Source organism: Sphingomonas sp. Leaf21, assembly GCF_916858675.1.
Lineage (GTDB): Bacteria > Pseudomonadota > Alphaproteobacteria > Sphingomonadales > Sphingomonadaceae > Sphingomonas.
This window is the reverse complement of record NZ_CAKASM010000001.1, coordinates 12667-26886: the sequence shown is the minus strand read 5'-3', so window position 1 is coordinate 26886 and position 14220 is coordinate 12667. Positions and strand designations below refer to the sequence as shown.

The following is a 14220-nucleotide window of genomic DNA, read 5'->3' as shown; positions in this document are numbered from 1 at the left end:
AGGGGACGGGCTAAGGTCACTTATAGGCGGCGAGCCGACCCTTCTGGTCCAGCACATAGAGGACGCCGTTCGCGACGACCGGTGGCAGCGCGAAGGGGGTCTTGGACTCGACCGTCGCCTGCACCGAGCCGTCACCCGGATTGGCATAGACGATCTGCCCTTCCGAATTGGTCAGGATCAGGCGATTGCCCGCCAGGATCGGCCCGAACCAGGTGATCGCGCCGTTCTTCTTCTTTTCGTTGTGGAAACGCTGCAACTGCGCGATCCAGCGGGCCTTGCCGCTCGAACGGGCGAGCGCGACCAGCCGGGCGTCGTCGGTGACGAGGAACAGCCATTCGCCCGCGATCCAGGGGGTCGAGATTCCCGCGAAGTTCTGTTCCCAGAGGCGCTGACCCGTCGACAGTTCCAGCGCGACCATGCGGCCGCCCTGGCCCAGCGCGTAGACGCGGCCCTGATCGATCACGGGGGCGGCGTCGATGTCCGACAGCGTCGACACCGAGGTCGAAATGCTGGTCCGCGACAGCGCGTCCTGCCACAACATGCGGCCATTCTCATAGCGATAGGCATTGAGTTCGCCGCTCGAGAAGCCCGCGACGACCGTACCCTGGCTGGCGGCGGGGGCCGCGACGCCGAACACGCCCTGCGTCTCCAGCGTGCCCTGTCCGGCCCAGACGATCTTACCATCGGTCTGGTTGATCGCGTAAAGCTGGTTATCCTGGGTCAGGACATAGACATTGCCATTGGCGATCGTCGGCGACCCACGCAGCGGGCCGCCCGGCTTGGCGCGCCACAGCACCTTGCCGTCTGCGGCGTTGGCGGCGATGACGTCGCCAAGGCCGTCGGTCGCATAGACCGTGCCGCTGTCATAGCTGGCACCGCCACCGAACCGCGCAAGCCGATTCTCGTCACCCTCGGTGATGCCGGTCGACCAGAGGCGCGCGCCGCTGTCGGCGTTCAGCGCAAGGAGATTGCCCTCGACATCGACGACGAAGATCTTGTTCTCGGCGACGACCGGCGGGGCGCCCAGCGGGTCGCGCGCCGATCCGCCATTGATCGTGGCTTCCCACAGGCGCTGCGGCTGTTCGCCGAGCGCGAGCTGGCCCATCGACTTGGCGGCGTTACCACCGGGCTGCGCCCATTCGGCGTTCGTCTCGGGCGCGGGCAGCGTGACCTGGACGTCGGCGATCGTCTTGTCGGCCTCGACCCCGGTCTCGGACACCAGGATCGGAACCCGATTGCCCACGGTCGGGGTCTTTTTCGGCGCGTGCTTGAACACCCCACAGGCGCCCAGCGCCATCAACGCGGCCAGCGCGGCCGAGGTGCGGAAATGCTTCGTCATTGGGTCTTGGTGTCCTCACTCTGGCCGACGGCATCGACCCCCAATACGCTGGCCATCTGAACCGCGCGTTGCCGCAACGTATCGGGCACATCCTTCTCGCTGGCAATCTGGCCGAACAGGCGCCCCGCCTCGGCGCGCTTGTTGAGGCGGAGATAGGCCACGGCGACCATCTCGCCCGCGCTGCCGAAATAGGCATTGCCGGGCACCGCCATGCCACCCAGCCGGGCGATCACGCCCTCGGGCTTCAGCGTATCATATTCGGCCATGGTCTGGCGGATCAGCGCCAGGTCACGGAACGGCTTGGCCAGCGAGGCGTCGTTGGCGACCGAAGCAAACCGCGCGGCGGCCCCCTTCATATCGTCCCGCTGCAACAGGATGTCGGCCTGGGTGAACTGCGCCAGCGCGCGATAGGCGTCGACATTCGAGTCCGCCAGCGACTTCAGCTTGGCATCCGCCGTCTTGGTATCGCTCTGCGCCAGCGCGTCATAGGCGGCCTGCAACTGCTCGCCATCGGCCGCCGCCGCCTGGGCGCGATGATGCTGCCAGTAGAGATAACCGCCGAACGCCGCGAGGGCGAGGACGACCACCGCGCCGACGACCAGGCCCCAACGGGTCCAGAATTTGGTCAGCCGGTCGCGACGCAGTTCGTCGTCGACCTCGCTCATGAAGGCCTGGCTGGATTGGGGCGTTAGGGCCAAGACGGGCTCCGCTATTCTGGATCAAGGCAACAAGGAAGCCGCGACCTTTAGCGAGGAGCGGGCCCGGTGGGAAGAAGCTTGCGTCACGCCCCTTCGCGCGGCGCGTAAATCTGCTCGGCGCCTGGAAAGCGGCGGGCGCGAACATCCTCGGCATAGGCGCGCGCGGCCTCGCCGATCCGGTCGCCCAACGTCTCGTAGCGCCTCACGAAGCGCGCGGTACGGTCGAACAGGCCCAGCATGTCCTCCCCCACCAGTACCTGCCCGTCGCACTGCGCCGATGCGCCGATGCCGATCGTCGGACAGGCCACCCGCTCGGTGATCGTAATTGCGATCGGCTCGACCACGCCCTCGATCACAACCGAAAACGCCCCGGCCTCGGCGATCGCGACCGCGTCGGCGACGATCTTCTCAGCTTCCTCCGTCGTGCGGCCGCGCGCGCCATAGCCGCCCAGCACGTTCACCGCCTGAGGCGTCAGCCCGACATGCCCCATCACGGGGATGCCGCGTTCGACCAGGAAGCGAACGGTCGGCGCCATCGCCACCCCGCCCTCCAGCTTGACCGCCGCCGCGCTGGTTTCCTTGAGCAGCCAGGCGGCATTCTCGAACGCCTTTTCGGGGCTCGCCTCATAGCTGCCGAAGGGCAGGTCGATGACGACCACCGCGTGATAGCTGCCGCGCACCACCGCCGCGCCGTGCGCCGCCATCATCTGGAGCGTGACCGGCACGGTCGAGGGCAGGCCGTAGATCACCTGCCCCAGGCTGTCGCCGACGAGCAGCATGTCGCAATGCGGGTCGAGCAGTTGCGCCGACCGCACCGTATAGGCGGTCAGCATGACCAGCGGCGTCGCGCCCTTGGCACGGCGAATGGCCGGGACGGTCAGCCGCTTCATCGGAGCGGGCGTGGGATTGGCGCGACTCGTCGCGGTGTCGAGCGTGTAGGTCGTGGACATGACGCGCCCTTACCCTGCCCGTCCGGCTCGCTCCACCCCTCCGGCGCGGTTAGAGGATTTCGGCGTAGCGCTCCGGTTTGAAGCCGATCGTCAGCGTGCCGTCACGATCGAGCACCGGCCGCTTGATGAGCGAGGGTTGCGCTTGCATCAGCCGGATCGCCTTCTCGGCGTCGATATCCCGCCGCTCCGCCTCATCCAGTTTGCGGAAGGTCGTTCCGGCGCGATTGAGGAGTATTTCCCAGCCCACCTGATCGACCCAGCGGCGCAGGGTCGCCGCGTCGATGCCATCGGTCTTGTAGTTGTGGAAGCGATAGGCAACGCCGTGCTGGTCGAGCCAGGTCCGGGCCTTCTTCATCGTGTCGCAGTTGGGAATGCCGTAGAGTTGGACGGTCATGCTGTGCCTTGGAATGGTGGGGGACGTTCGCTCTTACCGGCGGCGGGCGAGGATTGCAGCAGGATAGGGTGGGACGTGGCCTTCGACGTCGCTCAGGCTGACCCGATTGAGGGATTGTCAGCCCACTTCCAAACCCGGTCGCGCCTGACCGCAGTCGAAGGCAAAGGGAATTCATCGGGGTAGCGCCCCCCTCCCCACCCCGCTATCCCGTGAGGATGCAGGATCACCCCTTTTACGCGCTTCACACCCATGGCCTGATCCGCGTCGCGGCGGCGACGCCCGCCGCGTCGGTCGGCGACGTCCAGGCCAATGCCGAGGCGATGCTCGACCTCGCGCGCAAGGGGGATGAGGGCGGGGTCGACCTGATCGTCTTTCCCGAGCTTTCGCTCACCTCCTACGCGATCGACGACCTCCATCTGCAGGGTGCCGTGCACGGCGCGACGCTCGAGGCGTTGGGCACGATGGTCGATGCCAGCGCGGCGCTGGCGCCGGTGATGCTGGTCGGGGCGGCGCTGCCGCGCAACGGGCGGCTTTACAACTGCGCGGTGGTCATCGCGCGTGGCCGGATCCTGGGCGTCGTGCCCAAGACCTTCCTGCCCAACTACCGAGAATATTACGAGAAGCGCTGGTTCGCCAGCGGCGCGGGACTGACCGGGTTGACCATCGAACTCGACGGCCAGTGCGTGCCCTTCGGCACCGACTTGATTTTCGCGGCGGAGGATGTGCCGAACTTCGTCTTTCATGCCGAGATTTGTGAGGATTACTGGGCAGCGACCCCGCCTTCGACGCTCGGCGCGCTGGCGGGGGCCACGATCTGCTGCAATCTGTCGGCATCGAACATCGTGATCGGCAAGGCACGCGACCGCGCGGTGCTGGCCGCCGCGCAGTCGGCGCGCGCCACCTGCGCCTATGTCTATTCCGCCGCCGGGATCGGCGAGAGCACGACCGACCTGTCCTGGGACGGACAGGGCCTCGTCCACGAAATGGGCGAGACGCTGGCCGAATCCGAGCGGTTCCTGCGCGAGCCATCGCTGACCGTCGCAGATGTCGATGTCGAGCGCATCGTGCAGGAGAGGCTTCGCTTCGGCACGTTCAACGATGCGGCGGCCTTTGCCGGTCATCCCGAAGCACGGTTTCGCCGGATCACCTTCATCCACGGCGCGGAGCCCGTCGATCACGGGCTTCGGCGTCCGGTTCACCGCTTCCCCTTCGTCCCCGACGATCCCGCCCGCCGCGACGCCGACTGCTACGAAGCGTACAACATCCAGGTCGAGGCGCTGGCCAAGCGGCTGGACGCCAGCGGGGCCACCACGCTCGTCATCGGCGTCTCTGGCGGGCTCGATTCCACCCACGCACTGATCGTCGCGGCGAAGGCGACCGACCGGCTGGGATGGCCGCGCGAGCGTATCCTGGCCTTCACCATGCCGGGCTTCGCGACCAGCGAGGGGACCAAGGCGAATGCCTGGGCGCTAATGCGCGCGCTCGGCGTCAGCGCCGAGGAGATCGATATCCGCCCGGCGGCGCAGCAGATGCTGGCCGATATGGGCCATCCCTTCGCGATGGGCGAGCCGGTCCACGACGTCACCTTCGAGAATGTCCAGGCGGGGCTGCGGACCGATTATCTGTTCCGTCTGGCCAACCAGCGTGGCGGGATCGTGCTGGGCACCGGCGACCTGTCGGAGCTGGCGCTCGGCTGGTGCACCTACGGCGTCGGCGACCAGATGAGCCATTATGCCGTCAATGCCGGGGTGCCCAAGACCCTGATCCAGTTCCTGATTCGGTGGTGCATCCGGACGGACCAGTATGACGCGCAGACCGATGCGGTGCTGACCGCGATCCTGGGACAGGAGATTTCGCCCGAGCTGGTCCCGGCCGATCCCAACGGCGCGATGCAGTCGACCGAGGCGATGATCGGGCCCTATGCGCTCAACGACTTCTTCGCGCACCATGTCATCCGCCATGGTCTGAAGCCCTCTAAGATCGCCTTTCTCGCCTGGCATGCCTGGCACGACGCGGCGGCGGGCGGTTGGCCCGAGGATCTGCCTGCGGACGCGCGGGTCGCCTATGATCTGCCGACGATCCGTCACTGGCTGGAGCGGTTCCTGACCCGCTTCTTCCAGACCAGCCAGTTCAAGCGTTCGGCGCTGCCCAACGGGCCCAAGGTGTCGCCCGGCGGCGCCCTGTCACCGCGCGGCGACTGGCGGGCGCCATCGGACGGTCGCGCGACATTGTGGCTGGCGGAGCTGGGACAGGCCCTGCCGCCGCTTTGATTACCGACACTTGGCATCGCGCCGCGAACGGGTCTATGCTGGTGCACCGATTACCGTATTAATCCATGAATTACAGGCTCCTCCTGGCCTGTCGGCACGAGAGAGACCATGAGCCTTGTCGTTCGCACCCTGTCCGAACAGATCTTCACGATCATTCGCGAACGGATCATCAGCGGCGACCTTCTCGAGGAACAGCCCATCCGCCAGGATGCGCTGGCCAATGAGCTGGGCGTCAGCAAGATTCCGCTGCGCGAGGCGCTGGCGCGTCTGGAGCAGGAAGGTCTGCTGACCAGCCAGGCCAATCGCGGCTTCTTCGTCCGGTCGCTAGGCGCGGGCGAAGCGGAAGAGATTTACGAGCTTCGCCTCGCGATCGAACCCGACGCCGCCGCGCGTGCCAGTCGCGTCGCGACCGCCGCCGACCAGGCGGCGGCCAAGGCCGCGCTGGTCGCGCTCGACGTCGCGGCGCACGAGGCGTTGCACGAGGTCGCACTTCTCAACCGCGCCTTCCACCTGGCGCTGGTCCGCCCGCTCGGCGCCGCGCTGACCTTCCAGCTCATCGAGCGGTTGCAGGTGCTGGCCGAACGCTATGTCGTCCAGCACCTCAAGCCCGCCGGGCGCGAGACGCGGGCGCACAAGGAGCATCACGAGTTGCTCGACGCGTGGCTGGCGCGGGACGAGGCGCGGGTCGCCGGATTCCTGACCGACCATATCGGCGCGACGATGATCGACCTGCGCGCGCAACTCGGGCGCTGATCCTCACCAGGTCACGGCGATCTTGCCGAAATGGCCGCCGCTTTCCTGAAGGCGGAAGGCCTCGGCCAGTTCGACGAGATCGAAGCGGCGATCGATCACCGGCCGTAGCGCCGCGTCGTCCAGCGCGCGGACGAACTCCATCTGCATCCGCCGACTGCCGACGATCAGCCCTTGCAACCGCGCCTGTTTGGCCATCAGCGTCGCGGTCGGCACGTCGCCCGCCATGCCTGTCAGCACGCCGATCAGACCGATATGCCCACCGATCCGCACCGCGTCGATCGACTGGGCCAGCGTCCCCGGACCGCCGACCTCGATGACGTGATCGACGCCCTCTCCCGCCCAATCATGGATCTGTCGCCCCCAATCCCGATGCGTGCGGTAGTTGATCGTGTGCGCCGCCCCGAGCGCACGGGCGCGCTCGAGCTTTTCGTCCGATGACGATGTGACCGCGACCCGCGCGCCCATCAACCGGGCGATCTGCAACGCCCAGATCGACACCCCGCCGGTGCCCAATACGAGCACGCTGTCCCCCGCCTTCAGCCCGCCGTCGACCACCAGGCTTCGCCAGGCGGTGAGCCCCGCCGTGGTGATCGTCGCCGCTTCGGCATGGTCATATCCCCTGGGCGCGCGCGTGAAGGCGGTGGCGGGCGCCACCACCACGTCACATGCATGGCCGTCGATCCCGTCGCCCGGCACGCGCGAAAAGTCGCCGACGCGCGGCGGTCCCTCCTGCCAGTCGGGGAAGAAGCAGGCGACGACCGGATCGCCGGGGGCGAAGTCGGTCACCCCATCGCCGATCCCCTCGACGATGCCCGCGCCATCGGCCATCGGAATGCGACCATCCTCGGTCGGCTTCCGCCCCGCCACGACGCCATAGTCGTGATAGTTGAGCGAGGTGGCATGGAGGCGGACGCGGATCATGCCCGGCCCCGGCGTACCCGGATCGGGCCGCTCGACCAGCCTCAATCGGTCCAGCCCGCCGGGGGCGTCGAGGATCATCGCTTTCATGCCATCGCCTTCATCATGCTTCTGGATCGCTCCAAAAACGCGGACGCGGTGACATGCGATCCCTCAGCCGGTCGCCAGGACCCAACCGTCGGGCAGGTAATCGAGCGACATATAATAATAAAAGGCGCAGCTCCCGTCGCCACGATAGCTGCCACCCTTGACGATGCCGAAGGCCGTGCCGCCGAGGAAGACCGGCCCGCCGCTGTCTCCGCTGCGACAGGTCGGCCCGCGCACCGCGACCCAGGTCGGCGTGCAGCCGCCGCCGCACAGATCGCCCGCCGGTGCGAAGTCGGGCATCCACACCTCCGCGCAGCTATAGCCCGTCCGCTCGCCGCGATGGCACACGATGTCGCCAGCGCGGGTCGAGCCCCGCGCACGGGCGCCGGTCACCGTCCGTTCGATCGTCTTGGCGGTGTCGCTCCGGAATACGGGGGCGAGCGCGACGTCGCTGACGTTCACCTGCACGTCCTGATAGCCCCAACCCCATTGTCCCGCGTAGCGGAGGGGATGCGCCATGCCCGCGACATCGATCCACGACAGATCGTCCGGGCAATGCGCCGCGGTCACGATCGCGCTCCCGCCGCCGCGCCGGACGACGAAACCGCTGGTGCAGGCATAGCGGCGGCCATTGACCGGATCGACCCCGACCAGCCGCATACCCCCCTGAAGGTCCGCCAGATCGATATCGGGCGTCTCCAGCGTCGCGATCTTGACCGGCACGCCCGCAATCCGCGCGATCCGGTCTCGCATCGCGTCCGCCGGTTCGATCGCCAGATCGGCGCTGGCGACCATGACCACCAACGCACCGATCCGGGGGTCGACGCCGATACCGGGCGGCTGCGTCAGGCTTGCGCGGATCTCCGTCTGGTGCAGCGCCAGCGCCACGACGAGTTGCCGGTGCGTCGCGAAGGCGCCGGTGCGGAAGCGGATCGCCACCGCCTGCCCCGCCAGCGCGACGACCCGATCGGCGACGGGTGCGTCTCCGGTCAGCAGGACGTCGATGCGAAAGGGCGAATGGCCGACCGATATCCCCGCCAGCCGATCGGCGAATTCGACCTGCAACGCGTCGGTGATCGGAACCGACGCCTCCTGCGCATCGAGTTCCTGCCGCGCACGAATATCCGACAGCCCGACGCTTGCGGCATATTGGACGGAGTCGAGCGCGAGCGCGGAATTGCCGTCCAGGGGCGCCGCCGCCGGAGACTGCGCAACGGCCGCCGTCGCGGCCGATAACGTCATCGCCAGCACGGCCACCAGCCATCGCAAAGCCCAGCTATCGACGCGGAAAGAATAGCGTTGGTTATATCCCATCGATTTGGTATGTATTACTCACTGGAAGCCGGAACACGGCGGAAGATGCACAACTCAGGGGACCGATACGATGTTGCGACGCCATGGCCTACCGCTGATCCTCCTCGCCGCAGCCGTCAGCGTTGCGGGCTGCTCGCGCTCCGGGACGGAGAATATTTCGGCGACCGACAATACGGAATCGACGGCGCTGACCAACGATATCGTCGCCAATGACGAAGAGGCGTTGCCGGACAACGAAGCGCTGGCCAACGACGTGCTGTCGGATAACGCGGCCATCCCGGCCCCCGCCAACGCCAACTGACTTTCCCTCGGTGGCGGGCCCTTTTGCGAAGGGCCTCACACTGCTCCTGCTCGCCAAAGGAAGCTCCCTAAGGCGATCGACTGGCCCGGCGAATGGTACTCGCCGGGCCATTTTTTGTTCGTCAGCGGTCGAAATGGCCGAGCGTGCGGAGGACGCGAAGATCCTGCTCGACCACCCCGGCCGAGAAACGCTCGATCAGGCGCTGTGCCTGGCGCCACATGCCGGTCGGCGGCGGCGCGGCGACCGGCGCCGCGAGCAGGCGCCCGCCGCAGATTTCCGCCAGCGTGGCCCCATGGGTCGAGCCATCGACGATCAGCGACGGGAATGGCAGCGCCGCGTCGGGCGAGGCGAACAGCTGTCCGCCACTGCGGTCGAGCGCGGCGGTGCCCGGCGGCTGGAAGAACAGCGCTCCGGCGACCTTCGAGACATAATGACTGGGTGAGAGTCGCGCCCACCAGATACTGGCAAGGCACGCCGCGCCTTCGGCGACGAGCAGCACCGCCTTGTCGGCCTGCGCCACCGCATGGTCGAGCCGCGTCGCCCAAAGGTCGCGCGCCTCCCGCGAGACATTCTCCAGCGAGAGCTGGACATCGCCCTGCCGCGGCCACGCGAACATATGCTCCCACGGCATGGCGCGCTCGGCGCCCGCCATCGGCAGGGTGATGATCGAGAAGGGGTCGTTCAGACGCAGTTCGGCCGTCATGGTCTGCTCCGTCGTTGGCGCCCCTAAGCTACGCCTCCTGCCGACAAGGGCAAGACCCGTCGGCGTATTCCCGGGTCATTCCGACGTGGCGAGCCGCATCGGGCGCCGGGTGCTGCTGAGCGCGGTGGAGATGCTGTCGACCATCAGCTCATACTGGTCGGGCGAATATCCCGCCGCCAGAAAGGTACGGACCTCGTGCGAGGGCACGCTGTAGCCGTGATGCCAGCTCAGCACGGCCATCCGGCGAAGCGCTTCGAGCGAAGGGTCGGCAAGCCGCGGATTGCGCGAGTCGCCGAAGATGCTGCCCAGCGCCCGGCCGAGCTTGGACGGCGCGCGCAGGCTGGAGACGCGATCGCGCCGTGCCAGCGCCACGACCTGCCATTCCAGCGCCGAGAGACGCGCGTCGGGGCGGATGGCGGCCGCGCCCTGCTGGGTGATGGCGGCATCGACCGCGACGCGAGCGGCACCGATTTCCTGAAAAGCGACATAGGCCATGAGACTTCCCCTTCCGTCGCGCGACATCCCGCACGCCGGGCCACCGCCCGCCGCGATCGGCAGTCCTTCGTCCGCCGCCGTGCTGTCTCGCTTGATTATCCAACCGGAAGGCCCGAAGCGCCTTCCATACCGAGTGGTATATTAACCGATCGTCAGCGCGTCAAGCACTTTTATACCGGCTGGTATTTAACGCGTCGGCCAGAGCGCCATGCCGGTTTCGACCAGCGTTTCCAGTTCCGCGCGGGTCGCGCCCGATCCGGCCTGCACCGCCATCCCCTGCAACAGCGCGTAGAGATACTGGGTCAGCCCGTCGGGATCGACGCCGTCGCGCAGGTCGCCGTCCTCCTTCGCGCGCTGGAACCGGCTGAGCAACGCCGCCTGCGCCGACGCGCGGCGCGCCACGACCTCGGCCTTGATCGACTCGGCTTCGGCCCCGCAGGCCACCGAATGGATGACGCCCAGGCAGCCCTGCGGCTCGCTCTTGCTGGTCTGCGCCTCCACCGCGCCGCGCAACAGATGCTCGGCCACCGCGCGTGCGGTCGGCTCTTGCAGCGACTCGCGGATATAGGCCATCTTCTCGGCCTCGTAGAGATCGAGCGCCTTGTGGAACAAGGCTTCCTTGTTGCCGAACGCGGCGTAGAGGCTGGGCTTGGTGATGCCCATCGCCTCGGTCAGGTCGGACATCGACGCGCCTTCATACCCCTTGCTCCAGAATACCCGGAGCGCGGCCGCAAGGGCCTTGTCGGTGCAGAATTCGCGTGGTCGCCCCTTACATACGGGCAATAGGTTTTTCATAACACTCGGTATAGAATTATCCGAGCGCTTTGGAAAGCCCCGGCGGACGCATCGATCCGCCGGGGCTCGTCCCGATTGGGATCAGGCCTTGGTCAGCGCGCTGCGGCGGCGGCCATAGGCGAAATAGAAGGCCAGTCCGGCCGCGTTCCAGATGACGAAGCGGATGATCGTCGAGCTGGGCAGGCTGAACAAGAGGTAGACGCAGCCCAGGATCGCCAGCGTGCCGACCAGATAGGGTTGCGGACAGCGGAACAGCCGCTTGGCATCGGGCGCCTTGCGCCGCAACACCATGAGGCAGGCGCCCACCGCGATGAAGGCGAGCAGCGTACCCGCATTGGCGAGCTCGGCAATTTCGTCCAGCCGGAAGATGCCCGCGACCAGCGCGATCGACACGCCGGTGACCAGCGTGATGCGGGTCGGCGCGCCGCTGCGCTTGCTGACCACCGCCAGTGACTGCGGCAACAACCCGTCGCGCGCCATGGTGAAGAAGATGCGGCTCTGCCCGTACATCATCACCAGGATGACCGAGGGGAGCGCGATCACCGCCGCCAGCGCGATCAGATGCGCCGCCGTCGGCTGGCTGAGCGAGCGCAGCACCAGCGCCAGCGGCTCGGGGGAATTGGCGAGCTGCTGGAACGGCATGGCACCGATCGCCGTGACCGCCACCGCCATGTAGATCAGCGTGCAGACCAGCATCGACCCGACGATCCCGATAGTCAGGTCGCGGCCCGGATTCTTCGCCTCCTCCGCCGAGGTCGCGACCGCGTCGAACCCGTAAAAGGCAAAGAACACGATCGCCGCCGCCGCCATCACGCCCCGCTTGGCGCCGTCGACTTCGTGTGCGCCAAAGCCATAGGGCATGAAGGGGTGGAGATTGTCGGCGTTGAACGCCGGGGCGGCGAAGGCGATGAACACGCCCAGCGCGACCAGCTTCACGATGACCAGGATGATGTTGAGCGTCGCGCTCTCCCGCGTGCCGGCGACGAGCATCCCCATGACCGACAGCGCGACGAGCACCGCGGGCAGGTTGACGATGCCGCCGCCATGCGGACCGGACAGGAGTTCGGGCGGCAGATGCACCCCCGCCGCCTGGATCCAGCCGACCAGATAGCCCGACCAGCCGACCGCCACGGTCGAGCAGGCCAGCGAATATTCGAGGATCAGGCTCCAGCCCACGATCCAGGCCAGCGTTTCGCCGAGCGCCGTATAGCTGAAGGTATAGGCGCTGCCCGCCGCCGGGATCATCGTCGCCAGTTCGGCATAGGCGAGCGCGGCGCAGGCGCAGACCGCGCCCGCGATGGCGAACGCCAGGATCACGGCGGGCCCCGCACGCTCCGCGCCGACGCCGGTGAGTGTATAGATTCCGGTGCCGACGATCGCGCCGACCCCCAGCGCGATCAGGTGCGGCCAGCTGAGCGTCTTGGCCAGCGCCTGCCCCGCGCCATGCTGGGTCGCGCTGCCCAGCGGTTTGAACGGTCCGAACATGGTTGCAGATCCCCCCGCCCTGTGGCTCGATGTCCTATGGGCTTATGATTGTCGGTCGACGGGCGCGAACCCGCCTTTCAGATCGGTCAGCGTGGACCGGATATGCGCGTCAAGCAATCCCCGAAGCCGGGCGACATCGCGCGCCAGAAAGGCGTCGAGCTGCTCGCGATGCTCGAGATGCGCGCGTGCGTCGCGTCCGGCGGGTTGCAGATGCGCGACCACATAACGCTCGGCCAGGACGGCGAGCTGGCGGACGATCTGGATGGTCAGCGGCTGGCGGACCGGCCGGACCATCGCCATGTGGAATTGACGGTTGCAGATGGCGACGCGCGGCAGATCGCTGGTCGCGGCCTGGTCCAGCGCCTCGAACGCGGCAACCAGCCTGGCGCGGTCGGCATCGTCGGCGACCAGTGCCGCCCGCGCCGCCGCCATGGGTTCGATCCTGAGGCGAAGGCCGTAAATGTCCTCGGCCTGTTCGGCACTCAGCGCGCCGATCATATAGCCGCGATTGGCGACGCCGTGGAGCAGCCCCTCCTGCTCCAGCCGGGCCATCGCCTCGCGCAGCGGGATCTTGCTGACCCCCAGTTCGGCGGCCAGCGCATCCTGTCGGATCGGGCGATCCGCGGGGATGGTCCCCGCGACGATCCGCTCGCGGACGATCGCGAAGATGCGATCCGCGAGCGTCTGGACGACGATGACACCCTCGCCCCGGAAACGCCCGTCATCCAGCGCGGCTTCCGGGGGCAAGGGCATCGTCGCCATCAGGCGGCCTTGGCCTGGCCCAGCGTCGGGCGCGTCGCGGCGGCCTTTTCGACCATCGCGATCACCTCGGCGCGGCGCTCGCCTTCCAGCACGTAGCGCGGCGGCAGCACGCGTTCCGAACCACGGCCCATCACCTGCTCGGCCAGCTTGATCGACTGCACCAGGTCATGCTCGGCATCGAGGTGGAGCAGCGGCATGAACCAGCGATAGATTTCCATCGCCTTGGCATGATCGCCACGGTCGAACGCCGCGACCAGCTCGACCGACTCCTTGGGGAAGGCGTTGGTCAGCCCCGAGACCCAGCCCTGCGCACCCAGATACAGCCCCTCGAGCGCGACGTCGTCCAGCCCGGCGAACAGCGTGTAGCGGTCGCCGAACGCGTTGCGGAAATCGGTGAAGCGGCGCGTATCGGGCGCCGATTCCTTGACCGCGACGATGTTCTTCACATCGACCAGCGCCTGGAGCACCGTCTGGTCGATGACCGTGCGATAGGCGGGCGGGTTGTTGTAGAGCATGATCGGCAGGCCGGTCTGGTCGGCCACGCCCTTGAAATGGTTCACCAGCTCATGCGCCTTGGGCACATAGACCATCGGCGGCAGCAGCATCAGGCCATCGGCCCCGGCCTTCTCCGCCGCCTGCGCATAGCGGACCGCGCGACGGGTGTCGTATTCGGAAACCCCGGTGATGACCGGCACGCGTCCCGCCACCGCCTCGACGATCGCGGTCAGCACCATGACCTTCTCGTCATAGTCGAGCGAATTGTTCTCGCCGACGGTGCCCAGCGCGATCACGCCGGTCACGCCGTCATTGACCAGATCGTCGACGACGCGCTGCGTATCGGCGAGGTCGATCGACAGATCCTCCCGCACCTGGGTCGTCACCGCGGGGAATACGCCACGCCAGCCGATGCTCACAATCTGTCTTCCTGATATTGTTCTAGATACCGTATACTTTTT

The 14220-nt window shown here is 67.4% G+C and carries 15 protein-coding genes; 3 read left to right on the top strand and 12 right to left on the bottom strand.

From position 1 onward, the window contains the following. Nucleotides 1-16: 16 nt before the first annotated feature. The 4 genes from LRP66_RS00125 to LRP66_RS00110 form a co-directional block, all read right to left on the bottom strand. Entirely contained in the window at nucleotides 17-1339 is a 1323-nt protein-coding gene (locus tag LRP66_RS00125; protein ID WP_230480419.1) for an outer membrane protein assembly factor BamB family protein, read from the bottom strand. Next, nucleotides 1336-2004 carry a tetratricopeptide repeat protein gene (locus LRP66_RS00120; protein ID WP_230480418.1) on the bottom strand — a complete coding sequence of 223 codons (669 nt, stop codon included), beginning with the start codon at nucleotides 2002-2004 and terminating at the stop codon, nucleotides 1336-1338. Before LRP66_RS00120 ends, LRP66_RS00125 begins: the two co-directional genes overlap by 4 nt. Before the next feature lie 116 nt (nucleotides 2005-2120). Continuing rightward, entirely contained in the window at nucleotides 2121-2987 is an 867-nt protein-coding gene (panB, locus tag LRP66_RS00115) for a 3-methyl-2-oxobutanoate hydroxymethyltransferase (RefSeq protein WP_230480417.1), read from the bottom strand. Between the two features lie 49 nt (nucleotides 2988-3036). Continuing rightward, on the bottom strand, nucleotides 3037-3381 hold the full coding sequence (locus LRP66_RS00110) for an ArsC family reductase (protein WP_230480416.1): 345 nt from the start codon (nucleotides 3379-3381) through the stop codon (nucleotides 3037-3039). 215 nt (nucleotides 3382-3596) lie between these two features. Between LRP66_RS00110 and LRP66_RS00105 the strand changes: the two genes are divergently transcribed. Together LRP66_RS00105 and LRP66_RS00100 are read left to right on the top strand one after the other, a co-directional pair. Beyond that, the gene (locus LRP66_RS00105; RefSeq protein ID WP_230480920.1) at nucleotides 3597-5651 is read left to right on the top strand and encodes an NAD(+) synthase; all 2055 of its coding nucleotides are present in this window, start codon (nucleotides 3597-3599) and stop codon (nucleotides 5649-5651) included. A 108-nt stretch (nucleotides 5652-5759) separates the two neighbouring features. Further along, a complete protein-coding gene (locus LRP66_RS00100; protein ID WP_230480415.1) occupies nucleotides 5760-6404 on the top strand; it encodes a GntR family transcriptional regulator in 645 nt (214 codons plus the stop codon). A 3-nt stretch (nucleotides 6405-6407) separates the two neighbouring features. Here LRP66_RS00100 and LRP66_RS00095 read toward each other — a convergent pair whose 3' ends face one another. Beyond that, nucleotides 6408-7412 carry a zinc-dependent alcohol dehydrogenase family protein gene (locus LRP66_RS00095; protein WP_230480414.1) on the bottom strand — a complete coding sequence of 335 codons (1005 nt, stop codon included), beginning with the start codon at nucleotides 7410-7412 and terminating at the stop codon, nucleotides 6408-6410. 63 nt (nucleotides 7413-7475) lie between these two features. After that, entirely contained in the window at nucleotides 7476-8723 is a 1248-nt protein-coding gene (locus LRP66_RS00090) for a S1 family peptidase (RefSeq protein WP_230480413.1), read from the bottom strand. Nucleotides 8724-8793: 70 nt separating this feature from the next. Between LRP66_RS00090 and LRP66_RS00085 the strand changes: the two genes are divergently transcribed. Beyond that, the gene (locus tag LRP66_RS00085) at nucleotides 8794-9024 is read left to right on the top strand and encodes a hypothetical protein (protein WP_230480412.1); all 231 of its coding nucleotides are present in this window, start codon (nucleotides 8794-8796) and stop codon (nucleotides 9022-9024) included. A 121-nt stretch (nucleotides 9025-9145) separates the two neighbouring features. Here LRP66_RS00085 and LRP66_RS00080 read toward each other — a convergent pair whose 3' ends face one another. The 6 genes from LRP66_RS00080 to LRP66_RS00055 all read right to left on the bottom strand — a co-directional run bounded on the left by LRP66_RS00080 (nucleotide 9146) and on the right by LRP66_RS00055 (nucleotide 14178). After that, on the bottom strand, nucleotides 9146-9727 hold the full coding sequence (locus LRP66_RS00080) for an alpha/beta hydrolase (protein WP_230480411.1): 582 nt from the start codon (nucleotides 9725-9727) through the stop codon (nucleotides 9146-9148). Between the two features lie 75 nt (nucleotides 9728-9802). Next, on the bottom strand, nucleotides 9803-10222 hold the full coding sequence (locus LRP66_RS00075) for a hypothetical protein (protein WP_230480410.1): 420 nt from the start codon (nucleotides 10220-10222) through the stop codon (nucleotides 9803-9805). A 186-nt stretch (nucleotides 10223-10408) separates the two neighbouring features. Then, nucleotides 10409-11017 (bottom strand): TetR/AcrR family transcriptional regulator, encoded by a 609-nt coding sequence (locus LRP66_RS00070; protein ID WP_230480409.1) that lies wholly within the window; start codon nucleotides 11015-11017, stop codon nucleotides 10409-10411. Between the two features lie 81 nt (nucleotides 11018-11098). Beyond that, nucleotides 11099-12502 (bottom strand): amino acid permease, encoded by a 1404-nt coding sequence (locus LRP66_RS00065; RefSeq protein WP_230480408.1) that lies wholly within the window; start codon nucleotides 12500-12502, stop codon nucleotides 11099-11101. Between the two features lie 42 nt (nucleotides 12503-12544). Next, entirely contained in the window at nucleotides 12545-13255 is a 711-nt protein-coding gene (locus LRP66_RS00060; RefSeq protein WP_230480919.1) for a GntR family transcriptional regulator, read from the bottom strand. Between the two features lie 8 nt (nucleotides 13256-13263). Continuing rightward, nucleotides 13264-14178 (bottom strand): dihydrodipicolinate synthase family protein, encoded by a 915-nt coding sequence (locus LRP66_RS00055; RefSeq protein WP_230480407.1) that lies wholly within the window; start codon nucleotides 14176-14178, stop codon nucleotides 13264-13266. Nucleotides 14179-14220 lie beyond the last annotated feature (42 nt).